Here is a 22565-nt window from a genome sequence, read left to right on the forward strand (position 1 = left end):
CTTCCGGCCTTTTTGCCTGCCGGCGGTTACCGCTGACCGGCCGGTTCGGTCCGGTTATTGTTCGTATATCGGATCATCGGGAAACATGGACTTGATGGCTGCCGGGGTAACGTCATACATCCCCGCCCCCACCACGAATTGTTCGTCTCCGTGTTCTGCCAGCTTGACATAGGATACCTTGGGGGAGGGCGCTTTTTTACCGGGTTTGGGCCAGGAATAGGGGACCCACCCGGCCCCGTTTTCTTCCACCATTTCATTGAAGGCCATGAAAAAGTACACTCCGTTTTTATCCTGGAGGTTGTACAGGCCCTTTCCGTCCAAAGAGGGTGAAATGGGGTGCATGAGCATGATCCCGTCCAGGCTGTGTATCCAAACATAGCCGGAGCCGCCGGCAAACCTGAAGTCCCCTTTGGGATCTTTGATTTTGTCAAAGGCCTGCCGGCCCTCTTTGCCAAGCAGGTTGGCTGCGGCAATGACTTTTTCTTTACACAATTGGGCCGTTAGGTCTTCGGCGGATCCTGTTAGGGGCAGGACGGCAAGCCAGATGACGGCCGCAGTTAACAGCGTTTTTTTAATCATGGTTTCCTCCTTTGGAGTTGGGTTGTACTGTTTTATAGGGATTAAGGCTGTTGCCCGTCGCATATTTCCCATCCGATGCTTCCGGACGGCGGGGAGGAGGCATCCGGGGATGGCGGCCTGTCCGTAATGGCGCGGCTCTGAGGCCCGGCAAGCCTTTGGACAGCCCCAGGTCCCCCGTTTCCCCGGGCGCCGACCATCCGCATCAGGTCTTTTACCCCGGATTTCATCTGTTCTGCCTGGGCGTTGAGTTCCTCCGAGGCCGAGGCCATTTCTTCTGCATTGGCCGCCATCTGCTGTACCACCCCGGACATTTCTCCGATGCTGAGGTTGATCTGCTCAATGCCCGCAGATTGTTCCGAAGAGGCCGTCGATATTTCACCCACCAGTTTGCCTGCCCTGCCGGTACTTTCGGCCACCTGGGCAAATGCGGCATTGGTTTTCTCCACCAGACCGTTCCCCTGTTCCACCCGCTTTATTGTGCCCTGAATGAGGTCTGCTGTGGTTTTTGCCGCTTCCGTGGCCCGCATGGCAAGATTCCTGACCTCTTCTGCCACCACGGAAAACCCCGCGCCCGCTTCGCCGGCCCGGGCGGCTTCCACGGCGGCATTCAATGCAAGGAGATTGGTTTGGAAGGCGATTTCGTCAATGGTGGAAATAATATTTCCCGTGTCACTGCTGGCTTCTGAAATCCGGGCCATGGACCGGGTCAATTCGTCCATGGCCGATCCGGCCGACCCCACAATGGCACCGGCATCTTTCATCAGTCGGTCGGCCTGGCTTGAATGGTCGGCATTCCGGCGGGTCATGTCGGACATCTTATCCATGGTGGCGGATACGGTTTCAATTGCGGTGGCCTGGCGGGCCGACCCATGGGCCATGGTCTGGCCGGCGCTGGATATCTGCTCCGAGGCCGACGCCACCTGGACGGCGCCCTGGTCCATGTCTCCGGCCACAGTCCGCATCCCGCCCATGATGTTTCGTGAGATGAAAAAGGAAAGAACAAGCCCCAGGCCCAGGGCAACTCCCAGGCCGGCCATCATCATCACCGATGCCCTGGATAATTGTGAGGCCGCATCGTTGGCAATGCGGTGGGTGCTTTGCCCGGCATTTTCCTGCAGGGATCTGGTAGTTGCAATCACCTTCCGGCCCAGGGTTTCCCTGTCCCGGTCAAGCTGCCGGAGCAAATTCCAGTCATTGAGAAACCGGGACAGGCTTTCACGGTAGGCCAACCCGGCCTTTTGTATCTCTCCCAGCCGGGAGATGTCTGCCTTGTCTTTTGTCAGCTTCGACAGATCATCAAATGCCTGGTCTATTTTTTCAAAAAGGGAGAGCCCCTCTTTCATGATGGGCGGATGGTTCAATGCCTGGGATTTGAACGAGCGGATCCGGGTCTCTTTGCCCAGGGCTGCGATCTGATTCATCAATGTGGTTTTCTTATGGCTTCTGCGCATATCCCGGGCCAGGCTTTCCTGCTGGCTGTCCAGAAACTCCCGGCACTGGTCCGTATAACGGTCTGCCGCATTTTTCATGACCCGCCGGTGGTCGTCCAGCCTGCGGAAGGCCCCGAGGTATGCATCCATGGTTTTGATGTAATTGTTCCCGGCCGTCAGGGTTTCCATGATTCGGTCCAGGTCATATTGGGTGTGGGTGAGCTCTTTGAGTTTGACTAGGTTTTTTTCAAAGTTTTTGAATTTTTTAACGGCGGCCTGCATCCGGTTTGTGTTTTTGTCGGCCATGGCCTTGTAGGTCATGACCTGTACGTTGTTGCCCAATGCCATGAGCTGCGCGACCTGGGTGATTTGTTTTTTGGAGGTATCCTGGGTGCCGTCGCCGTTTGCGCCCATGCGCCGGCTTTTCAGGAGTAGGGTGCAGTTGCCCATATAGGCCCTGGCATTTGCCTTGAGTCTGCGTTCCGCCGCTGCCAGCGCCATATTGGTTTCCATATATCCCGTGATGGCCTGAAGGTATTCTTTGGCGGCGTTTTGGGTTTCATCGATGCGCTTGATGTCGTCGGGATGGCGGGTAATTGCACGCAGGGGGAGGGCCAGGCCGTCCAGGGTTTTGAGCAGATTTCCCGCCGATTCCATTTCTTTCATATTATTGGACAGCTGGGCGTTAAAGCAGAGGGTATGGACCCTGTTTCCCAGGTTGACCATGTCCGTGACCAGGGTGACTTTTTTCCTGCGTTCATCCAGATCCCGGTTAAATGCCCGGGTCTGGCTTTCCAGGAAGTCATTGGAATTCTGCATATAGGTTCCGGCGTTTTTCTCCAGGATGCCTCGTTCCCGGGCCAGGTCTGAAATGGTTTTCTTAATGGAAATCATGGCTTTTTTATATTCTGTTTTTGAGTGGCCGATTCTGGCAAGCTCGGCCTTTAGGGTGGTTAGATTTTCAGCGGTCTCCATCAGCTGGCCGCCCTTTAGGATACTTGAGTCCAGCAATTCCAAAGCCTTTAGGGACGATTCAAAATATGCCGGGTCCTCCGTGAAAACAAAGCCCCTCATATGATACATCAGGCTGTTGGCTCCCCCCCTGATATCCGATGCGATTGCCATTTCCGGAACAAATTCCCGGACCAGGATTTCGGACGCCTTCCGGGTGGTACTCATCCACCATATGCCCATGCTGCCGAGGACCGTGATAATAATGATCAGGGAAAAGAATCCAATGCCGATTTTTTTGCCGATGGTGATGGACCGAGTAAGCATCATTCCTCCTTTGGATGCAGCACCGTTGAAACAGCTCGTTCAAGATCGGGTAATGCCGGACCGGGGCGGAGCCATGTCTGGGGCATGTGATCAGGCCGCAAACAAAACTTCCCCTGAATCCCTTAAATGGTTTTATGGCCTCTGGCAGTTGAGCATTTCGTCATTGTTCGTCCCAGGACGGATAAACGGATTTGGATCTTTGGGAATGGGCGAACCGGAATCTGAGTGAGAAAATTAAGAAACAGACCATGATGAATACGGTGGCAAGTATACCAATAAACATTTTAAAACTCAAATGGTAAATCATTGCCGGATTCGCAGTCCTTGTTTTTTATTGCATTTTTCCCTTTGCTGGGGCTATGCTTAATTTCCCAGTTTCGTCACAAGGCTGGCGATATTTTTAAAAATCAGGCAGACAAAAACAAAATTGTAATGGGGAAAATATGATGAAAGGTTTCAATCTTGGCTGGCGTTTGATTTGCATCATCCTGATCCTGTCGGGACTTTTTGCCTGCAATCGTTCTCCCGGGACAAAACCGGATGGAGGGATGGCGCTGTCAGTCAACGGTTCTGTGATCTCCATCCGGGAATTTAATGAACAGATTAAGCTGGATGCCTATGCCGACCCGGAGATGGAGATTACCCGGGAGACCCGGGAGCGGTTTGCCGATTACCTGATTCAGCGGGAACTGATGCTCCAGGAGGCGGTACGGCTCAAACTGGATCAGAGAACCGCTTTTGTCCAGGCCATGGAGCGATATTGGGAATCCACCCTGATTCGCAACCTTCTGGATGTGAAAACAGCGGAGGTGAAACAGAATATCCTGGTGAACCGGGAGGAAATAGAAACATATTATCTGGCCCATCAGGACGAGTTCGGCCGCCCCTTTGACGAGGTAAAGGAGAGTATCCAAAGCATCCTTGAAACCAGGCACCTGGAGAAAAAACTTGAGAACTGGACAACGCAACTGCGTACCTCAGCAGACATTACCGTGAACCATGGCTATATAAAAGGAGAATAAGGAGGGATGCCATGCCTGCCCATGCAAATGGAATCAAGCGCCGCCGGTATTTTATCAAAAGGGGGTTTCAGGCCCGGTTCATTTTCAGGTTTTGCCTGATTCTGGTCCTGGGGGCTGCGGCCACCGTGGCCCTGACCCTGTTCAACACCCAGGGGTCGCTAACCTCCACCTATGTGGATTCCCGGCTGGTGATCAAAAGCACCTCCCTGGCCATCATGCCGTCGGTTATATTAACCACCCTGCTGACGACAGGCCTCATTGGTGCGGTGGTCGCCATCGTTACCCTTTTGGCCTCCCATAAAATCGCCGGTCCCATCTACCGGTTTGAGAAGGATATCCTCCGCATCGCCCAGGGGGACCTGAAGTACCGGATCCGCATCAGAAAAGGGGATCAGTTCCAGGAGCTGGCCGTATCCCTGAACCATATGACCCAGGGGCTTGCACAGCGGGTCTCGGCGGTCAGGGACAAGGCCGGTGCATTGGCCGCAGAAGGGGATGAGGGTGCGGTGCAGGTGATAAAGACCATCGACGAAAAGTTTATCCTTTGAATCGGGTGCAGATGATGTTGGGTCTCAGGTTGGCCGTTCTGGTGTTTGCCCTTTTCCTGGTGCTGCCCGGGGGGGCCGGGGCCGTCCCCTGGAAGGTGGTGAAAACCCGGTATCTCACCCTTTATTACCGCTACCCGTCCGATATCGAACAATTTGATGACTGCATTGAGCCGGTGAAACACCTGGCCGGTTTTTCAAGTTTCAGTGCAGGGGAACCCAGGACAGGACGGTTCGGCCCCCTGGCGGACAAGGTGGACCGCCTGGTGGAAAAGGTTCAGCTTATCCTGGACATGAGAAAACCCATACGGATCAACGTCCGCCTCTATCCCAATAAGCGGGACCTTCACGAAGCCTATTTCAAATTATTCAGAAAACGGCGCCAGCTCCGGGCCTGGTATCTATTTGAACGGAATACCATCTATGTGAATGTTAAGGATCTTTTTTCAGGGATGCTGGCCCATGAGGTGGCCCATGCCGTCATTGACAATTATATGGCGGCCCGGCCGCCCCGGGCAACGGCGGAGATTCTGGCCCGGTACGTGGATGGGCATCTCAATGAGAAGGCCAAGGTCTATTAGGGAAGCAGGTGCGCCAGAGCCTTGATCAGTTCCCCGGGATTAAAGGGGGCCGGGATGTGGCTGCCGTGGGCACGGATGAGCGCCGCAGCCTTTTGGGCGGATGAGATTGCCGGGGCCCGGCGTCCGGCCTGGTCCAGCACCCGGGCACCGGCTGCCCGGATGATGCCCTGAAGGGCCTTTTTTTCTGATCCCCGGGCGGCAATCCACAGGGGTTCCACCCATTCGTGGCATTCAAAAAAGAGACCCTTGTCCCAGAGAAGGCGGGCCAGTTCCACCTCATTTTTTCCCTTTTTCCCGTTATAGACCTTCAGGTAGGCTGCCATCCTGTGGTCGATATAGGCCCGGTGGTCCCCGTCCGGCGCCCCGCGTCTCAAGGCCTGGGCTTCGGCTTCAAATGCCTGCCATCCGCCTTCTGCCAGGGTGTTGAGGAAATATTCGGACAGCCGGTTGCGGATGTCGCGGCTGGCCCGCTTTTCAAAGGGATCGAACATCAGAAACGGATCTCCCAGCACCGGTGGATTGTTTTGCGTTTGTTCACATAATCCTCGGGAATGGTCTGGTCTGTGATTTCCCTGATGTCCCCGGCGTCGAGCCGGTGGGTTTTCAGATCAAAATTCTGGTGGTTGGTGGAGAAAAACAGGGTGGCCCCGGGCCGCATGAGCAAAAAGACCTGGTTGAGCAGTTCCGGGTGGTCCCGGGCGATGTCAAAGTGCTGTTCTGTGAGCCGGGTGGTGGAATAGGAAGGGGGATCCACCACAGCCAGGTCGAACCGCCTGTCCTGGTTCACCGCTTTTTTCAGATAGTCAAAGGTGTCCAATTGGATCTGCCGGTGGGCCGGGCCGTCCAGTTTGTTCAGGGCCAGGTTTTCCCTTACCCAGTTGACGGCGGTTTCAGACCGGTCCACGGATAGGGTGGAGGCGGCACCGCCCCTGGCCGCATAGCAGGTAAAGGCCCCGGTGTAGCAGTAAAGGTTTAGAAAGTCCTTGCCGGCGGCCATTTCCCTCACCCGCTGCCGGGTGTTCCTGTGGTCGGAGAACAGCCCGGTGTCCACATAATCGCTGGGGTTGATGAGGAACTGCAGATCCCTTTCCCACATGGGAATTTTGACATTGCGGTTTTCCAGGCGCTGGTACCGGGTCCCCTCCTGGATGCCGGCCTTGCGGATTTTCAGGTGAAGCTTTTCTCCGGGAACATTTAAGGCCGCCGCCACGGCCTTGCCCATGGCGGGCAGCCATTCCGGAGCGGACTGTTTCCGGCTGTATTCCCCCACCACCAGGTGGCCGCCATACCAGTCCACCACCGCACGGATCTCCGGAATATCCCAGTCGTAGAGGCGGAATACCTCAAGGTGTTGTTTTTTGTACCGTTTGTACAGATGCTTGTAGCGCTTTTTGACCCGGTTGGCCAGCATCCGGGCCTGGGCCTCATATTTTTCATTGGTGTCCATGGCCTGATCTATACCACCATCGGGCCGGCCGTGGCAAGGCCGGCGTGGCAGGGGGGCCAGGGCGGTTTATTCCCTGTCCGGAGAGCTTGATCTTTTGAACTTTTTGTATCGATAGGGTTTGGCGGCCATGAGACAGCGGATCTGCCGGAGCATTTCATTATATTCATGGGGGTGGGTATCCTCGGGCCCGGCACTGTCTCCGCCGCTGTGCCTTCTGGGCCCCTCACTGTTCTTATGGGCGAAATCAACGGCCTGCCTGCCTTTTTTATCCCGGATATGGACATCTGCACCGGCCTTGAGCAGCAGCCGGCCCACCTGAACGGAGTGTTGGAAAACCGCTGTCATGAGCAGGGTCATTCCGGATGTGGGGGAGATGAAATTGACATCGGCCCCGTGGTCAATGAGTCGCTTGGCCATGTCGCCGTGGTCCAGGTAGGCGCACTGCCACAGGGGGCTGACCTCGGCGCCGGAAGGTCCGTCGGGCAGGGCACCGCCTTCAAGGAGCACCGTTGCCGCCCCTGTCCCAAGGGGATGGTCCCTGGCCAGAATTCGGAGCAGGGGATCGCCCCCGTATAGGCGGTTGGGGTCCGCCCCTTTTTCAATGGCCGCGGCCGTTACAGGGGCAAACCCGCCGGTGGCGGCCAGATATAGAATATCCCGGCCCTCATCATCTTCCAGGTCGGCATACCCCTTGTCCACAAAGGTCATGAGCTGTTCGCCCAGAAGCTTTTTTTCCCTTTTCCGCACCCTGCCGCTTTTAATCTTGTAGACCAGGAAAAGGAGAAACATGAGGATGCCCATGAACAGGGTCGCAATTTCAAATGGGGTATTCTGTTCCATATTATTCCCTCATCTCCCGGGTATTCTCCCTCTCCATTGTTCCGGGGATGGCCACCCTGTAGCGGTTGCCTTTTTTATCTTTCAGGATCAGGGGGGCAGGCCGGAATTTCTTTTTGAAAATCATCACCAGCAGCACCCCGTTTACGGAGAAAAATACAATAAACAGGGTGAGGACTTCAAAAAAGCTGGTTTCCATAATCCATCCTTTACAAAATTTAGGATCCGTTTTTGGTATCCTTTCTTGTTCCGTTCCACACCCCGCCTGCTTCTTTGGGCTCACAGTATTCCCATGAGCCTTCGAGGTGGTCTCCTACCAACTCAAACTGAAAAAATCCCCAGTGTGAAGAACCGTCCACAGAGGAGGCACATTTGACTTTGGTACGATTCTCAACCCATTTACCGGAAAGGGATCTTCCTTTTACAACGCCGAAAATTCTGCCGCCTTGATAGTCATAGGTGCCGGTAACCTGTTTACCTTTTACACGGATCGTCATGTCTCCCCAGGTGGTGGACCATTGGCCGGCAATTATTTGGGGATCAATGGAAGAGACTGTTTTCGGGGAGGCGGCCCTGGTGCCTTTGGAAAGTGCTGCCAACCGGGCTCTGACGATTTCCAATGCATGGATATGCTGTTCCCTTTGGGCGACCATTTTTCCGTATTCCGGATCCGCAAGGCTTCTATTAATGGTCTCCACGTATCCGGCTACCCGTTTAAACGCCTGGGCCACGGCTGTGGTCTTGACCCCCTTGGATTGTTTCAGGGCCTCCTTGTAGGCTTTTTCCGCCATGCGCATCCGGTGCTCAAGGTAGGCAACGGTGTGGGTCATCACATATTCCGATGACATTTTCTCCCAGTCTACTTTTTTGCCGGTGCCAGGGGTGGCCTTCATTTTCCCCAGGGTCTTTTCCAGCTGGGCCTTTTGGGCGAACATTCTGTTTTTGTAGTCCTTGACCCTGGCGGTCATTTCCGTTGAAGTGGACTGGGCGTCATACTGGCTTTTCCAGTCGGAGAGGGTGCCCACGCTGCCTTTGGCCAGGGCGATGATGTCGTCCTTGGGCTTTACGGTGACCGCCTTGACCATTCCCCAGGAAAACTGGCCCACGGTCTTGGCCGTCCCCTTGGCCACGGCCCAGGCCAGGGATGGATCTTCCCCATTGGCCAGGGCCTCTTCATATTCCCTGGCCGCCTTTTTATACTCCTGCTGGGAGACGTCGGCCAGCCCGGCCAGGGGGGTGGTGTAATAAAAGGTTTTCGCCAGATGCTTTACGGTTTTTCCGGCCAGTTCAAGGTCGGTGGTGTCCGCTGTGATCTCTTGCACGATGTCCTCCTGGGACCGCTTCTGGGCCTCGTAGATTTCGTAGGCGTTGATAATGCCGCCGGCGATATTCATTCCGGTGAGCTTGAACTTTTTCTTGGCCATGTATTTGTCCACATCGGCCTGGGTCAGCTTGACATTCTTGGAGGTCACGGCCTTGGGGCCGGTGAGTTTTACCACCCGTGAGAGGGTGTCTGTTTTTCCGAATTTTTGAATATCAATGAGTTTTTTTACCCGTTTTTGACGGACATAGGCATCGAATTGCTTCTGGTTTAAGGCACCCTTCACTCCCCCTTTTTTGAACCGGTCGGGGACCTCCTGGTTCACTGGTTGATACACATCGTAGGTCTTGCCGGTGCCGGCATTTTTAATCTTTTTGACCTCGAATCCTTCGTGTTCGGCAATGAGCTTGCGGTTGCCTTCCCCGTGGATGCCCTCGTCGGCGTAGTTGCGCATGGCTCCGTTTTCCATCATTTCCTGTCTGATGCCGGCGGCCTTTTTATAGTTTCCTGACTCTATGCTTTTTGCGTATTGCTTCTTGAGCATGCTGTCCACATCCGTCTCAGCCTTGAGCCGCTCGGCCAGCCCCTTGTCCACTATTTTTTTGCATTCATTCTGAAAGGCTTCGACCTGGCGGATTCTCTCCTGGGCGGAGGCCCCGGGCTGCACCACCCCTGCGGTCTCCAGGCTGACACCGGCCTTGACCATGGTCAGCTTTTCCTTGAAGGTGAGATCGCTAAGCCTCTTGCCCCGGTTGGCCGGCGTTTTATAAAAATCGTCATGGGCCTGGAACAATTCCTTGATGGTCCTGTCCTTTTTGATCCCCGGCGATTTAAACTGGTCCATGGCGTCCTGGATGCGCATGGTGCTTTTGGCCAGTTCCTGCACCTTGTTTTTTTTTAACAGGGTTTCCGGATCCACATCCAGGCTGCCGTGCATTTTTTTCATGTTGTCCGAAAGGGTGATGCTGTACGCTTTTTTCATGCCCAGCTCCCCTTTTTTCAGCTTGAAGCTGGTCATCATTTCAGGGTCCTGGAAAGCGGCCCGGGACTTGTACCCCTTGGGCGTATCGTGGAAAAAGGTGCTGTCCAGTTCCTTTATGGTGGCAGACCCTCCGCCGCCGGGAACAATGGTGTATCCCAAATCCCTGGCCGCCTTGAGGATCTTGTCAAAATTCTTTTTTGAAATGGTTTCAAAATCGGCGTCTCCGAATATCCCCTGGGAATATTTGGAGGTGGAGGGGGTGCCGGTCTGTTTCAGGGGCTGGATGCCGGCTTTTTTAAATATTTTTGCAAGGATTTCATCCCTGCCCTCATTCTGGGTCCGGGCCATTTTCAGCATCTGCTGGTCAAACTCATACCGGTCTGCGGCGGGGATGTCCGAGGTCTTGTGGACAAATTCCCTGAACTGGAGCATGTCTTCTTTGACGTCCATGGCATTGAAAATCTCTGCGGCCCAGACGGGCAGGGCGGTGAAAACAAGGACTGCTGCACCGGTGATCAATTTTTTCATTATTCCGCCTCCTTGGCCCAGATGGTTTTGAGCTGTTTGGCATAGAGCCTGTATTTTTCATCGGCATCAGGGGTGTTGATGACCTGGGTGATATAGACCATGGCGGTGCCGTTATCCCCCCCATGCCTGGCAAGAAGGGCGCCGGCTATATTCAGCGGAACCGTGCTGCCCCGGCTCAGGCTGAGGTCTGCGATGAATTTCCTGCCCCTGGCCGTCTCCCCTGCCAGGGCATAGGCGTTGACCACCATGGTCACCACCCTGCCGTTCATCTGGAACCCGGTTCTCAGGAGGTCTTCAAACACGGGGACGGCGTCAAAGAACCGCTGGCGGGAAAAATAAAGTTCCCCCAAAAGCAGCAGGGCCTCTGAATTATCGGGTTCGGTCTGGAGAATGTCCACCAGCTGGGTTTCGGCTAGCTGATCCGCCAGGGGCAGGTCTGCGGCCCTGGCATAAAGGCCGGCCTTTAGCATTTTGATCCCGGTGCAGTCGGGGTTGAGTTCCCCTGCGGATTCCGCATAGTCCAGGGCCAGGCTGAAGGCATGGCCGTCCCGGTTTTCTTCTGCATATACCAGGAGGTCCCTGGCCTTGGCCGCCCTGGTGGCGGCAAGGGCATTGACGTCGTCCTCCGTGGGATTCTCTTCAATCCGGGCCATCAGGGCCGCCTCATCTGTAAAGGGCACCAGCCGGTCGTCAACTGGCGGTTCTTCTTCGGGGACGGGGGGCGTTTTCGGCTGGGGAATGGGGCTGGTGACCACAAGATGGTTGACCCGGCCATGCTGTTTTTCGTTAAGTGCGCTGACCACCACCATGTATACCTTGTTTTCGGCCAGCTTTATCCTGAAACCGATGGTCAGTTTTTTATCCTTGGAGATATTGTCGGTGATTTTGTTCCCCTCGGTGTCGTAGAGGGTGAGCAGGGCCGAGGCCTCCCTCATATTGGTGCTTTTAACGGTATATTTGCCGGCCTCCCCTGTCTTGAACAGGACGCCCACATTCTTTTTTTCCAGGGTGACATCAAGGGGGGCGCCGTCCACGGTGAGTTTCAGGAATTTTGCATCCTTCTTTTTCGATCCTGCATTGCCGGTATCCCCTTCAAGCCTGCGGTAGGAATGAAGGGTTTCCTTATAAAAGGGCCAGTATTTTTTCCAGGAAGCGGGGGTGGCGATAAAGGTGAAGGTGACCAGGCGTTTTTTTTCAACCAGGATGGTTTCGCACTGCTTGACCGGCTGTCCCTCGATCTTCCAGTCCATGAACAGCTGCCAGGCAATCCGGCCGGCGATATTCCGTTTCCGTGCCGGTTCTACCTTGGCGTTTACCTTCTCAATCATCTGCCGGGAGAGGTATTGGGTCATTTCTTCGGCGTCTTTGTATTTTCCCCCGTAAGCCTTGGTGGCCATGGGCTGGAAACTGATCACCGCGGACCCGTCCTTTGAGGAAAATTCGGTTTTCCCTTTTTTTTCCTTTATTTTGAAAAAATCCGGCACCATGAATGTGGCCTGCATCTTTTCTTCGGTACGGGCCGTCATTCTGGACAAAAGGTCCGGTTCCGCGGCGGTGGCCGGCGGAATCAGTCCGATGAAAAGAACAAATACCGGAATCCATATCCGGGTCATCAGTGATGATGGCATGGGTGTTTCCTTAAGGCAATGTGTTATAATTAAAGGTAAATGTATAGATAAAATGTAATAAAAACGCAAGGAATGATATCCGGCCCTCATGTCAATCCGGGCTGAACCGGGTATTTTTTTGCCGGACTTGGCTATGGGGTGGACGATTGGCCCGGAAGATGCATTTTATTTTAAAATGATGAGAATAAGAAAAGACAAATTAAAAGAAAAACTCGACCGGCTATATCGGCTTTACAACAAAAGGGAATACGTAGACCCCGATCCCCTGCTCTTTCTCTACGATTATCCAAGGACGGAAGACAGGGAAGTCGTGGGGATGATTGCCTCATGCCTGGCCTACGGCCGGGTGGCTATGATTATGAAGACCGTTGGCGCTGTGCTGGAAAAGATGGGGCCGTCTCCCAGGGATTTCGTGGCCGGGGCCCGGCGGGAAGATCTGGAAAATACCTTTAAAGGGTTCAAATACCGGTTTGCAACGGAAGAGCATTTGAGCAATTTGATTCTGGGAATGCAGGTGGTGCTTAACGCATACAATTCTCTGGAGGCCTGTTTCGGGGCGGGGGGGATCTCCGGCGGAGCCGCCCAGGGGCTTGGGCGCCTCTACCGAACCATCTCAACGGCCGGGGACGCCGGCCATCTGCTGGCGGATCCTGAAAAAACATCGGCCTGCAAGCGGAGCCATCTTTTTCTGCGGTGGATGGTGAGGTGCGACGGGGTGGACCCCGGTGGCTGGGCCGGTGTATCTCCGGCGCAATTGGTCTATCCCGTTGATACACATATGTATAAAATCGGTACACTTCTGGGCTTTACCCGGCGAAAAAGCGCAGATAAGCAATGTGCCGTGGAAATCACACGGGGATTTAAGCGGCTCAATCCCCCGGATCCAGTAAAATACGATTTCGCCCTGACCCGGTTCGGTATCCGGCAGCAGTTTGAGATAGAGGATTTGAAAACGTTTATCAGAAAGGATGATGACTAATGAGAGATGAATATAGAGGATATGAGCTGCCCCCGCTGATTCAGGGGAGACTGGTGAAACGGTACAAGCGGTTTCTGGCGGATGTTGAGCTGGAGGACGGGAGCTTGGTCACGGCCCACTGCCCCAACTCCGGATCCATGAAAGGGTGCGCCGAGGCCGGGGCGCCGGTGTGGATTTCCAAAAGTGACAATCCCAAACGCAAACTCAAATACACCTGGGAATTGATCCGGACCAAGACCTCCTGTATCGGCATCAACACCCAGGTGCCCAATAAGCTGGTGAAGCAGTCCATTGAAAAGGGTCTGGTGGCGGAGCTGGCGGACTATACCAAGGTAAAGCCCGAGGTGAAGACCTCGGCCCATACCCGGCTGGACCTGATGCTGGAAGATAATCAGGGCCGGCGCTGCTATGTGGAGATTAAAAACTGCACCCTGGTGGACCATGGCCTGGCCTCTTTTCCCGATGCAGTGACCACAAGGGGGCAGAAACATCTGGATGAGTTGGTCAGCCTGCATGAACAGGGGCACGGGGCGGTTATTTTTTATCTGATCCAGCGCATGGATGCCGAGCGGTTCACCCCGGCCGCCGATATTGATCCGGTGTATGCTCAAAAACTGGCCTGGGCAGCGGGAAAAGGGGTGCAGATCATCACCCGGGATGTGGAGATCCTCCCGGAGGCGGGGATTATACGCCTGCGGCGTTCCGTACCGGTGGATCTGGATTACGAGTCAATCCTTGCGTCCAACTTTTAATACCGGGTTTTTGACTGCGGGCCGGTTAGGGAGTTGACAATCTACCACCATGTAGTATTTTTGTATCCAGATATCATGAATGAGACCCGGAAGATCTCAATAGCAGATCAAGGAGACAAAATATGTGGGATTATACAGATAAGGTTAAGGAACATTTTTTAAACCCCAAAAATGTGGGGGAGCTTGAAGGGGCAAACGCCGTGGGCGAAACCGGCTCTCTGAGCTGCGGGGACGCGCTGAAGCTTTTTTTGAAGGTCAATGAAAACGAGCGGATCATTGATGCCTCCTTCATGACCTTCGGCTGTGCCAGCGCCGTGGCCTCCTCTTCGGCCCTGACCGAGATCATCAAGGGCATGACCCTGGATGAGGCGGCCAAGGTCACCAATGACGATATTGCCGATTTTTTGGGCGGTCTGCCAAAGGAAAAGATGCATTGTTCGGTCATGGGCCAGGCCGCATTGAAAAAGGCCATCGCCGATTACAGGGGAATCCAGATTCTTGAAAAACCCGGTGAAATGGTCTGCGAATGTTTTGATGTCACCGATCTTGAGATCATTGAGGCGGTGAAAACCAACGGGCTTGAGACCGTTGAAGATGTGACCAATTACCTCAAGGCCGGAGGCGGCTGCGGCAAATGCCTGGACCGTATAGAGGAGATCGTTGTAGAGACCCGGAACGAAACCGCTGAAAAAATCAATAATTAAGGAACCTGCCATGGATGTCATTTATACGGACAACAACGCCACCACAAAAGTTGCAGATGAAGTGATCCGGGAAATGCTCCCCTATTTCGGGGAACTTTACGGCAACCCCTCGTCCATGTACGCCTTTGGGGATGAGGTGGGCAGAAAAATCAGAAAGGCCCGGCAGAAGGTGGCCGACCTGATCAATGCCGATCCCGATGAGATTGTCTTTACCTCCTGCGGCACCGAGAGCGACAATGCCGCCATCAATGCGGCCATTACGGCATTTCCCGAAAAAAAGCATCTCATTACCTCGGAAGTGGAACATCCGGCCATCAGAAACCTCTTTAAATACCTGGCCGATAAAAAGGGGTATGAGGTCACCTTTGTGCCCGTGGATAAAAAGGGGCGCCTGGATATGGACATCCTTTACAGCAGCATGTCCGAAAATACGGCTGTGATTTCGCTGATGTGGGCCAACAACGAAACCGGGGTGATTTTTCCCATTGAGGAAGTGGCAAAAAAGGCCGGTGAAAAGGGGATACTGTTTCATACCGATGCGGTCCAGGCCACGGGAAAGGTGGCCATTGACGTGAAAAAGGCCGGAGTGGATATGCTTTCCCTCTCCGGGCATAAAATCCATGCACCCAAAGGGGTGGCCGCCCTGTACGTGAAAAAGGGAATTAAATTTCCGGCCTTTCTCATCGGAGGCCACCAGGAAAGCGGCCGCCGGGGGGGCACTGAAAATACGGTCTCCATCATTGGCCTGGGCAAGGCATGTGAGCTGGCCAAGGAACACCTGCCCCTGATGAACACCGAGGTGAGGGCCCTGAGGGATTATCTGGAAACACAGCTCCTTGAAAAAATTCCCGGGACATCGGTGAACGGGGACCGTGAGAGCCGCCTGCCCAATACATTGTCCATCGGGTTCGACGCCGTTGAAGGGGAGTCCATCCTCATGCTTCTGGACCAGAAAGGGATTTGCGCCTCCTCGGGTTCCGCCTGTACCTCAGGCTCCCTGGACCCCTCCCATGTCCTCATGGCCATGGAAGTGCCCTTTAAATCCGCCCACGGCACCATCCGGTTTTCCCTCTCCCATTACAATACCAAAGAGGAGATGGACACCATTGTCGGGACCCTGGTTCCGGCCATTGAACGGCTCCGGATGATGTCTCCCTTCTGGAAGGACGGGAAGATGGTTTAGCGCAGCGGTATTTATTCGTTTAGTATAAAGGCCCGGGACCCCAGGGGGTGCCGGGCCTTTTTTATTGCCGGTGCCTGGAATGAACTCCCGATTCCCAGATGTACAGCAGCACCCCGGCCCAGATAAAGGCAAAGGTGACCAGGGTGTGGCGGGTAAAGGGTTCCTTGTAGACAAAAACGCCGAGGACAAAGGCGATGGAAGGGGCCAGGTATTGGAGGATGCCGATGGTGGAGAGGTTGAGCCGTTTGGCCGCCGCGGCAAACCAGAGCAGGGGCAGGCTGGTAACCACCCCGGATCCCAGGCACCATAGCGAGAGGCTTGTGTCTTCAAGAAAGGGGCTGGTGCCCAGCCCCACCCGGAACCCGACGTAGGCCAGGGCCGGAATAAAGAGAACCAGGGTTTCGATGAACAGGCCGGGAATGGGGGCGGCATCAATTTTTTTTCTGGAAAATCCGTACAGGGCAAAGGATACGGCCAGGGCCAGGGCGAATACCGGCAGAGACCCGTAGGCTGCCAGGGAATAGACAACCCCGGCAGTGGCAAAGCCCACGGCAATCCACTGGATCCGGCTGAACCGTTCCCCCAGGAGGGTAAATCCCAGCAGTACGTTGATCATGGGGTTGATATAATACCCCAGGCTGGTTTCCACCACCCGGCCGCTATTGACGGCCCAGATATAGAGAAACCAGTTCAGGCCGATGATTCCGCTGCTGATGACGAGACGGCCTAGGGCCTTGGGGTTGTGAATAATATCCAGGACCTCATGCCACCGCCGCTGCCAGGCAATGATGCCCACCAGGAAAATACAGGACCATATGATACGGTGGCAGAGAATTTCAAAGGCGTTCACCGCCTGAAGCTGTTTCCAATAGACCGGTAGAAGGCCCCAGGCCACGAAGGCTGCCAGGCCGAACAGCGTGCCGTTTAATTTCTGGTTCATAATTGCCCCTGGTTTAAATGCAGTAAATTATGCACTTAGACCAGGTTGGCAAGTAAAAATCAAGTTGTCCTGTTAAAAAAATTACTGCGATTTGAAAAGATCCGTACTCAGATACCGCTCCCCGGTGTCACAGGCTGGAAATACAATGGTGGCGCCGGGATTTTCTTTACCTGTTTCAAAGGCGGCATGGAAATTGGCCCCCGAGGAGATGCCGCAGAGGATACCGCAGTCTGCTGCCAGGGTTCTGGCGCCGGCCAGGGCGTCCTCCCCTTCCATGAGAAGGATGCGGTCGACGATGCCACGGTTCAGGTTTTCGGGGACAAAGCCTGCGCCGATGCCCTGGAGGGGGTGGGGCCCGGGGGAGCCTCCGGAGATCACCGGAGAGTCGGCCGGTTCAACGGCAATGGAAACCAGGCCCGGTTTTTTGGATTTGATGAATTCCGATACCCCGGTGAGGGTGCCGCCGGTGCCTACGCCGGCCACAAAAAAGTCTATTTTTTCGCCCAGGGCCTCCCATATTTCAGGGCCCGTGGTCCGGCGGTGGGCTTCCGGGTTGGCCGGGTTGGAGAACTGGTCCGGCATCATGGCGTTGTCCCGGGAGGCCACAATCCGTTTGGCTTCTTCAATGGCCCCTTTCATTCCCTGGGCCCCCGGGGTCAGCACCAGTTCCGCCCCCAAATGCTGGAGCAGCTGGCGCCGTTCCAGGCTCATGGTTTCGGGCATGGTCAGAATGAGGCGCAGCCCCTTTATCCGGGCCACAAAGGCCAGGGCAATACCGGTATTTCCGGATGTGGGTTCCACGATGAGGGTCTTGGAATTGATGGAGCCGTCCCTGAAACCGGCCTCGATCATGGCCCGTCCCACCCGGTCTTTTACGCTGGACAGGGGATTGAAATATTCCAGCTTGGCATAGAGGTCTGCCCCGCATGCCCTGGACGGTTTTTCAAGATAGACCAGCGGGGTATTGCCGCAGGCCTGTACGATATTATCGAGTGGGGGCATTGTTATTTCTCCTTGTCCTGGTTCCTGTAAATCTGCCGCGGGGTCTCTATAAAAACTTTGGTATCCGCAGGAATGGACTCGGTGAGCCAGACATTGCCGCCCACCACCGACCGGGCACCGATAACGGTCTCTCCGCCCAGGATGGTGGCCCCGGAATAGACAATTACATCATCCTCAATGGTGGGATGGCGCTTGGCACCCCGAAGCTTTTCTCCGGCACCCGGCGGCAGGGAAAGGGCCCCGATGGTGACATTCTGGTAAATCCTGACATTGTTGCCGATCACCGCTGTCTCCCCGATTACGATGCCGGTGCCGTGGTCGATGACAAACCGTCTGCCGATGGTGGCACCGGGGTGGATATCAATTCCCGTGAGGCTGTGGGCGTATTCGGTCATGATCCGCGGCAGCTGGGGCACCTTGAGGGTATACAGGATGTTGGCAATGCGGTAGACGGTGATGGCATAGAGCCCGGGGTAGGAGAAAATCACTTCATCGTGGCTCTTGGCGGCCGGGTCCCCGTCATAGGCCCCCCGGACATCTTCGGCCAGGCAGCGGCGCAGGTGGGGGATGGCCCGGATCATCTTAAGGGCGACCTCGTTGCCCCGGGGTTCGCATTCGGCACAGGCCAGTTCATACCGGATGCAGTCATGTCGCAGCACGTGGATCACCTGTTCACAGATGATGTCATAGAGCTGGGAAATCGCCTGGCCCATGTGGTAGGGCAGGTTGGCACCGTCCACCTTTTCGGCGGAAAAATATCCTGGGAAGATAATCTCTCTGAATTTGTCGATCATTTCACGCACCGAGGTGGTGAAATGGATGGGTTCGTCTCCAATATGGGCAAAGCAGGTATCGTCGTCCAGGGATGCCATCACTTCATTGATGGCATCTGGCAGTGCTTTGCGGTGTTCCGACATGGTCTCCCGGCCGGTCTGGCAGGCCGCTGGATCCATGATAAATTCACTCATCACTCAATATTCCTTGTTCGTTCTCAAAAAATTTAAAAAAGACCTCGCAGGTCCGGCATTCTTCCATCTTGTTTTCCCAGGAATTATGGGCTTTGCCGCTGCATTTGGTGCCGTTGATGAACCAGCAGAGGTCACCGGACTTGAATTCCCATGCCGGGCAGGTGGCCTGTTTGCTTTCAGGGCATTGGTTGATGTCCCAGCATTGTCTGGTGTCCCGGTTTTCCCCGGCCACCCTGGACAGGAGAAAAAGCATCTGCCGTTCCACATGGTGGGGAATTTTCCGCCATCCCTGTTCGTAGCTGTGGATGGCCTTGATGGAAACACCCAGAAGCTGGGCCAGTTCTTTCTGGGTTTTGCCCAACCGGGTTCTGATGCGTTTGAAATGTCGGTTTTCCATGGGGTGTCCTGTCTGTCTCTATACACTAATATAGTGACTTAAATTATACCACAAAGTGGGGCTTGTCAATCCGGGGGATGGAATGCATTGAATAAAAAGGCCTTATGAAAATACGGGCATGGGATCAGGGGACAAAATTAACGCCGATACCGGTTGTATCTATTCTTACGATCCTGCCGTTCCGTTTCTGGGGACCGGCCTGGTCTGTCTGAAATGTCATGGTGATAAAATCGTTTTTTTTGTATTTGTCCGGGGTGTTGGACCGGATGAAAATGCCTGAATAACTCAGGTCCCGGGCTTTTTCCTTGTAGAGGGTCCCTTCTTTTATGAAATCCACAAACCCCTGGAATTCTCTTCTCGGGTATCTTCTCTTTTCCGTCCCGTCCGGTTTGGAGGCTGGCGGGGCGGCGGGCCCGGTCCGGGATTCCGTCACCGGTTCTTCATATTCCTCATCGTTATTGTATTTGATAACGTAAATGTTTTTTGCCGTGGCACTGCCCGAGGTTTGTTTGACTTTTCGAAAGAGCCGGATCAACTGAATAATCACAAATAGGGAAATCAGGGTGAGAATGAGAGAGAATATAATTTTTAGTGGCGTCATTGTCTCTTCCTAGAGCGAATACCTATGATTGATACATCTTGCCGATTCATTGAGTTTATTTCATGGTAGAAAAGCATTTCCGGATGGAAAAGACAAGAATAAAAATTCTGTTTCCTTCATTTCTGATATTGACGATAAATGAGGCTGTATTACTTTTCTTGATATGAAAATAAAAAGTAATGAAAATTTATACCGGAGGCCGCAATGACATTTGATAAATTAACCATGAAATCCCAGGAGCTGATCCAGCAGGCCCATTCCCTTGCCGGAGAAAAAGGCCACCAGGCCATTGAACCCATCCACTTCCTCGGGGCCATGCTCCGGGACGGCCAGGGGATTGCTGTATCCATCCTCAATAAAATCGGCATCAGCCCCCAGTCAATTAGCGGCCAGGTTGAAACCGCCCTGGAAGGCATGGTCAAGGTCTCCGGCGGCGACCCGTATCTTTCCAGCGATTCCAGAAAGATGCTGGATAAGGCCTTTAAGGAAGCGGCCAAGATGAAGGACCAGTATGTGAGTCTGGAACATATTTTCATCAGCCTCACCCAGGCCAGGGACAAGGCCGGGGAACTCCTGTCCTCGGCCGGCGTGACCAAGGACGCCATCCTGTCCGTTCTCCGGGAGATCCGGGGAAACCAGCGGGTCACCGACCAGAATCCCGAGGACAAGTACCAGGCCCTGGAGAAATTCGGCAGGGATCTCACCGATCTGGCCCGGCAGGGAAAACTGGACCCGGTCATCGGCCGGGACGAGGAGATCCGGCGCATTGTCCAGGTGCTCTCCCGCCGGCGGAAGAATAATCCCGTGCTCATCGGCGAGCCCGGGGTGGGGAAGACCGCCATTGTGGAAGGCCTGGCCCAGCGCATTGTGGAAGGGGATGTTTCCGATTCCCTGAAGAACCGCCGGGTGATCGCCCTGGATATGGGGCAGCTCCTGGCCGGGGCCAAGTACCGGGGCGAGTTTGAGGACCGGCTCAAGGCCGTGCTCAAGGAGGTGGAAGCGGCCGAGGGGGAGATCGTCCTTTTCATTGACGAGCTGCATACCGTTGTCGGGGCCGGAGCCGCCGAAGGGTCTGTGGATGCCTCCAATATGCTCAAGCCGGCACTGGCCCGGGGGAGCCTGAGATGCGTCGGGGCCACCACCCTGGATGAGTACCGAAAATACATTGAAAAGGATGCGGCCCTGGAACGCCGGTTCCAGCCGGTAACCGCTTTGGAACCCACGGTGGAGGATACCATCTCCATTCTCAGGGGGCTAAAGGAAAAATACGAGGTCCACCACGGCATCCGTATCAAGGACGCGGCCCTGGTGGCGGCGGCCACCCTGTCCAACCGGTATATTGCCGACCGGTTCCTGCCGGACAAGGCCATTGACCTGGTGGATGAATGCGCCTCAAAACTGCGTATTGAGATAGACTCCATGCCCCGGGCCATCGACGAGATCCAGCGCCGGATCACCCAGGCCAAGATTGAGCGCCAGGCCCTGATCAAGGAGAAGGATGCGGCCTCAAAGGAACGGCTGGCCGGACTGGAACAGCAGATGGCGGCCATGGAAGAAGAAATCCGCCCCCTGAAGCTGCACTGGGACAATGAAAAGTCCATGATCCGGGAGATTTCCGGTATCCGTGAAGAGGTGGACCGGCTCCAGACCGAGGCCCAGCTGGCCGAGCGGGCCGGGAACCTTGAGAAGGTGGCCCAGATCCGCTATGGCGCCATTGCCGACCTCAACCGGAAGCTGGAGGATAAAAAGCAGGCCCTGGCCGGTCTCCAGGAAACCCGGCAGATGCTCAAGGAGGATGTGGATGAGGCGGATGTGGCAGAGGTGGTGTCCGCCTGGACCGGTATCCCCGTTTCCAAAATGCTTCAGGGTGAACAGGAAAAACTGGTGCAAATGGAGACCCATATTCGAAAACGGGTGATCGGCCAGGAAAAGGCCATTGACGCGGTATCCAACGCTGTGAGAAGGGCCCGGTCCGGACTCCAGCCCGAAGACCGCCCCATCGGCACCTTTATTTTCATGGGGCCCACGGGGGTGGGCAAGACCGAACTGGCCAAGTCACTGGCCGAGTTTATGTTTGATTCCGAGGAGGCCATGGTCCGGCTGGATATGTCCGAATACATGGAAAAGCACAGTGTGGCCCGGCTCATCGGCGCCCCTCCGGGGTATGTGGGCTATGACGAAGGGGGGTATCTGACCGAAGCGGTCCGGCGCCGGCCCTATTCGGTGCTGCTATTTGACGAGATCGAAAAGGCCCATCCCGATGTCTTCAATATCCTTCTCCAGGTACTGGATGACGGGCGGATGACCGACGGCCACGGCCGCACCGTGGATTTCAGGAATACCATCATTATCATGACCTCCAATATCGGCTCCCGGCTGCTGCTGGAGACCACAGATGCCCCTGAGGCGGAAACAGAGGCCGGTGTGGCCGCCGCCCTCAAGTCCGCCTTCAGGCCCGAGTTTTTGAACCGGATTGACGAGATCATCACCTTCCATGCCCTGACCCGGGAGAATATCATGGATATTGCGGCCATCCAGATCGGACTGCTCAATAAGCGGATGGCCGCCCGGAAACTGGCCGTTGAACTGGACCAGGGGGCCATGGCGCTGGTGGCCCAAAAGGGCTATGACCCCGGGTTCGGCGCCCGTCCCCTGAAGCGGGTGATCCAGCAGGAGATCGAAAATCCCCTGTCCATGGCCATCCTCAAGGGCAGGTTCCTGGAAGGGCAGACCGCCCGGTTCACCCTTGACGGCAGCGGCAGCGCCCTGGTGCTGGCCGATTGAACCTGGATGCCGATCGGCGGACACAGGGTGTTGACCCGGACAAAAATTCCTGGTACCCCAGAAGATCTGGGAACTAA

At 55.1% G+C, this 22565-nt stretch carries 21 protein-coding genes; 8 read left to right on the forward strand and 13 right to left on the reverse strand.

The window, feature by feature from the left end; genetic code table 11:
- Positions 1-54: 54 nt before the first annotated feature.
- Both HUN04_20005 and HUN04_20010 read right to left on the reverse strand, forming a co-directional pair.
- Positions 55-579, reverse strand: coding sequence for a cache domain-containing protein (locus HUN04_20005; GenBank protein WDP91868.1), 525 nt, complete (start codon positions 577-579; stop codon positions 55-57).
- Between the two features lie 41 nt (positions 580-620).
- Positions 621-3290 (reverse strand): MCP four helix bundle domain-containing protein, encoded by a 2670-nt coding sequence (locus HUN04_20010; protein ID WDP91869.1) that lies wholly within the window; start codon positions 3288-3290, stop codon positions 621-623.
- 440 nt (positions 3291-3730) lie between these two features.
- Here HUN04_20010 and HUN04_20015 point away from each other — a divergent pair, with 440 nt between their 5' ends.
- From HUN04_20015 to HUN04_20025, 3 genes are read left to right on the forward strand one after another with little or no spacing between them, the layout of a single operon-like run.
- Complete coding sequence (locus tag HUN04_20015; GenBank protein ID WDP91870.1) at positions 3731-4309, forward strand: SurA N-terminal domain-containing protein; 579 nt, start codon at positions 3731-3733, stop codon at positions 4307-4309.
- Between the two features lie 11 nt (positions 4310-4320).
- Positions 4321-4857 (forward strand): methyl-accepting chemotaxis protein, encoded by a 537-nt coding sequence (locus tag HUN04_20020; protein ID WDP91871.1) that lies wholly within the window; start codon positions 4321-4323, stop codon positions 4855-4857.
- Positions 4858-4868: 11 nt separating this feature from the next.
- Complete coding sequence (locus HUN04_20025) at positions 4869-5435, forward strand: hypothetical protein (GenBank protein WDP91872.1); 567 nt, start codon at positions 4869-4871, stop codon at positions 5433-5435.
- Here the strand turns inward: HUN04_20025 and HUN04_20030 are convergent.
- From HUN04_20030 to HUN04_20055, 6 genes are all read right to left on the reverse strand, one after another.
- Entirely contained in the window at positions 5432-5926 is a 495-nt protein-coding gene (locus tag HUN04_20030; protein ID WDP91873.1) for a DUF309 domain-containing protein, read from the reverse strand. The two genes, HUN04_20025 and HUN04_20030, sit on opposite strands and share 4 nt — an antisense overlap.
- Positions 5926-6882 (reverse strand): class I SAM-dependent methyltransferase, encoded by a 957-nt coding sequence (locus HUN04_20035; protein ID WDP91874.1) that lies wholly within the window; start codon positions 6880-6882, stop codon positions 5926-5928. Before HUN04_20035 ends, HUN04_20030 begins: the two co-directional genes overlap by 1 nt.
- 66 nt (positions 6883-6948) lie before the next feature.
- Positions 6949-7722: an ankyrin repeat domain-containing protein gene (locus HUN04_20040; GenBank protein ID WDP91875.1), complete on the reverse strand. Its 774-nt coding sequence runs from the start codon at positions 7720-7722 to the stop codon at positions 6949-6951.
- Between the two features lies 1 nt (position 7723).
- On the reverse strand, positions 7724-7918 hold the full coding sequence (locus tag HUN04_20045; GenBank protein WDP91876.1) for a hypothetical protein: 195 nt from the start codon (positions 7916-7918) through the stop codon (positions 7724-7726).
- 19 nt (positions 7919-7937) lie between these two features.
- Positions 7938-10550 carry a hypothetical protein gene (locus HUN04_20050; protein ID WDP91877.1) on the reverse strand — a complete coding sequence of 871 codons (2613 nt, stop codon included), beginning with the start codon at positions 10548-10550 and terminating at the stop codon, positions 7938-7940.
- Entirely contained in the window at positions 10550-12178 is a 1629-nt protein-coding gene (locus HUN04_20055; GenBank protein WDP91878.1) for a hypothetical protein, read from the reverse strand. The genes HUN04_20050 and HUN04_20055 overlap by 1 nt, the downstream gene beginning before the upstream one ends.
- A 178-nt stretch (positions 12179-12356) precedes the next feature.
- On the opposite strand from HUN04_20055, the gene HUN04_20060 reads away from it, so the two are divergent.
- From HUN04_20060 to nifS, 4 genes are all read left to right on the forward strand, one after another.
- Positions 12357-13157: a TIGR02757 family protein gene (locus HUN04_20060; GenBank protein WDP93352.1), complete on the forward strand. Its 801-nt coding sequence runs from the start codon at positions 12357-12359 to the stop codon at positions 13155-13157.
- A complete protein-coding gene (gene sfsA / locus HUN04_20065) occupies positions 13157-13909 on the forward strand; it encodes a DNA/RNA nuclease SfsA (GenBank protein ID WDP91879.1) in 753 nt (250 codons plus the stop codon). Before HUN04_20060 ends, sfsA begins: the two co-directional genes overlap by 1 nt.
- Positions 13910-14031: 122 nt before the next feature.
- On the forward strand, positions 14032-14613 hold the full coding sequence (gene nifU / locus HUN04_20070; GenBank protein ID WDP91880.1) for a Fe-S cluster assembly protein NifU: 582 nt from the start codon (positions 14032-14034) through the stop codon (positions 14611-14613).
- 10 nt (positions 14614-14623) lie between these two features.
- Complete coding sequence (nifS, locus tag HUN04_20075) at positions 14624-15796, forward strand: cysteine desulfurase NifS (GenBank protein WDP91881.1); 1173 nt, start codon at positions 14624-14626, stop codon at positions 15794-15796.
- A gap of 61 nt (positions 15797-15857) precedes the next feature.
- Here nifS and rarD read toward each other — a convergent pair whose 3' ends face one another.
- The 5 genes from rarD to HUN04_20100 form a co-directional block, all read right to left on the reverse strand.
- Entirely contained in the window at positions 15858-16736 is an 879-nt protein-coding gene (rarD, locus tag HUN04_20080; protein ID WDP91882.1) for an EamA family transporter RarD, read from the reverse strand.
- Between the two features lie 81 nt (positions 16737-16817).
- Complete coding sequence (gene cysK, locus HUN04_20085) at positions 16818-17738, reverse strand: cysteine synthase A (protein WDP91883.1); 921 nt, start codon at positions 17736-17738, stop codon at positions 16818-16820.
- A 2-nt stretch (positions 17739-17740) separates the two neighbouring features.
- Positions 17741-18706 (reverse strand): serine acetyltransferase, encoded by a 966-nt coding sequence (locus HUN04_20090; GenBank protein WDP91884.1) that lies wholly within the window; start codon positions 18704-18706, stop codon positions 17741-17743.
- Positions 18699-19103, reverse strand: coding sequence for a helix-turn-helix transcriptional regulator (locus tag HUN04_20095; protein ID WDP91885.1), 405 nt, complete (start codon positions 19101-19103; stop codon positions 18699-18701). Before HUN04_20095 ends, HUN04_20090 begins: the two co-directional genes overlap by 8 nt.
- A gap of 124 nt (positions 19104-19227) precedes the next feature.
- Positions 19228-19704 (reverse strand): PilZ domain-containing protein, encoded by a 477-nt coding sequence (locus tag HUN04_20100; protein WDP91886.1) that lies wholly within the window; start codon positions 19702-19704, stop codon positions 19228-19230.
- 204 nt (positions 19705-19908) lie between these two features.
- Between HUN04_20100 and clpB the strand changes: the two genes are divergently transcribed.
- Positions 19909-22488 carry an ATP-dependent chaperone ClpB gene (gene clpB, locus HUN04_20105; GenBank protein ID WDP91887.1) on the forward strand — a complete coding sequence of 860 codons (2580 nt, stop codon included), beginning with the start codon at positions 19909-19911 and terminating at the stop codon, positions 22486-22488.
- The last annotated feature ends 77 nt before the right edge of the window (positions 22489-22565 follow it).

Source organism: Desulfobacter sp. (genome assembly GCA_028768525.1).
In the GTDB taxonomy this organism is placed as follows: Bacteria; Desulfobacterota; Desulfobacteria; order Desulfobacterales; family Desulfobacteraceae; genus Desulfobacter.

What these genes read in the sequence shown, in the direction of transcription:
- HUN04_20035 (WDP91874.1), bottom strand. Translation starts at nt 6,882, where the DNA reads ATGGACACCAATGAAAAATATGAGGCCCAGGCCCGGATGCTGGCCAAC.
- HUN04_20090 (WDP91884.1), bottom strand. Translation starts at nt 18,706, where the DNA reads ATGAGTGAATTTATCATGGATCCAGCGGCCTGCCAGACCGGCCGGGAG.
- clpB (WDP91887.1), top strand. Translation starts at nt 19,909, where the DNA reads ATGACATTTGATAAATTAACCATGAAATCCCAGGAGCTGATCCAGCAG.
- HUN04_20010 (WDP91869.1), bottom strand. Translation starts at nt 3,290, where the DNA reads ATGATGCTTACTCGGTCCATCACCATCGGCAAAAAAATCGGCATTGGA.
- HUN04_20025 (WDP91872.1), top strand. Translation starts at nt 4,869, where the DNA reads ATGATGTTGGGTCTCAGGTTGGCCGTTCTGGTGTTTGCCCTTTTCCTG.
- HUN04_20100 (WDP91886.1), bottom strand. Translation starts at nt 19,704, where the DNA reads ATGACGCCACTAAAAATTATATTCTCTCTCATTCTCACCCTGATTTCC.
- HUN04_20095 (WDP91885.1), bottom strand. Translation starts at nt 19,103, where the DNA reads ATGGAAAACCGACATTTCAAACGCATCAGAACCCGGTTGGGCAAAACC.
- HUN04_20020 (WDP91871.1), top strand. Translation starts at nt 4,321, where the DNA reads ATGCCTGCCCATGCAAATGGAATCAAGCGCCGCCGGTATTTTATCAAA.
- HUN04_20055 (WDP91878.1), bottom strand. Translation starts at nt 12,178, where the DNA reads ATGCCATCATCACTGATGACCCGGATATGGATTCCGGTATTTGTTCTT.
- nifU (WDP91880.1), top strand. Translation starts at nt 14,032, where the DNA reads ATGTGGGATTATACAGATAAGGTTAAGGAACATTTTTTAAACCCCAAA.
- rarD (WDP91882.1), bottom strand. Translation starts at nt 16,736, where the DNA reads ATGAACCAGAAATTAAACGGCACGCTGTTCGGCCTGGCAGCCTTCGTG.
- HUN04_20045 (WDP91876.1), bottom strand. Translation starts at nt 7,918, where the DNA reads ATGGAAACCAGCTTTTTTGAAGTCCTCACCCTGTTTATTGTATTTTTC.
- sfsA (WDP91879.1), top strand. Translation starts at nt 13,157, where the DNA reads ATGAGAGATGAATATAGAGGATATGAGCTGCCCCCGCTGATTCAGGGG.
- cysK (WDP91883.1), bottom strand. Translation starts at nt 17,738, where the DNA reads ATGCCCCCACTCGATAATATCGTACAGGCCTGCGGCAATACCCCGCTG.
- HUN04_20015 (WDP91870.1), top strand. Translation starts at nt 3,731, where the DNA reads ATGATGAAAGGTTTCAATCTTGGCTGGCGTTTGATTTGCATCATCCTG.
- HUN04_20040 (WDP91875.1), bottom strand. Translation starts at nt 7,722, where the DNA reads ATGGAACAGAATACCCCATTTGAAATTGCGACCCTGTTCATGGGCATC.
- HUN04_20005 (WDP91868.1), bottom strand. Translation starts at nt 579, where the DNA reads ATGATTAAAAAAACGCTGTTAACTGCGGCCGTCATCTGGCTTGCCGTC.
- HUN04_20050 (WDP91877.1), bottom strand. Translation starts at nt 10,550, where the DNA reads ATGAAAAAATTGATCACCGGTGCAGCAGTCCTTGTTTTCACCGCCCTG.
- nifS (WDP91881.1), top strand. Translation starts at nt 14,624, where the DNA reads ATGGATGTCATTTATACGGACAACAACGCCACCACAAAAGTTGCAGAT.
- HUN04_20030 (WDP91873.1), bottom strand. Translation starts at nt 5,926, where the DNA reads ATGTTCGATCCCTTTGAAAAGCGGGCCAGCCGCGACATCCGCAACCGG.
- HUN04_20060 (WDP93352.1), top strand. Translation starts at nt 12,357, where the DNA reads ATGAGAATAAGAAAAGACAAATTAAAAGAAAAACTCGACCGGCTATAT.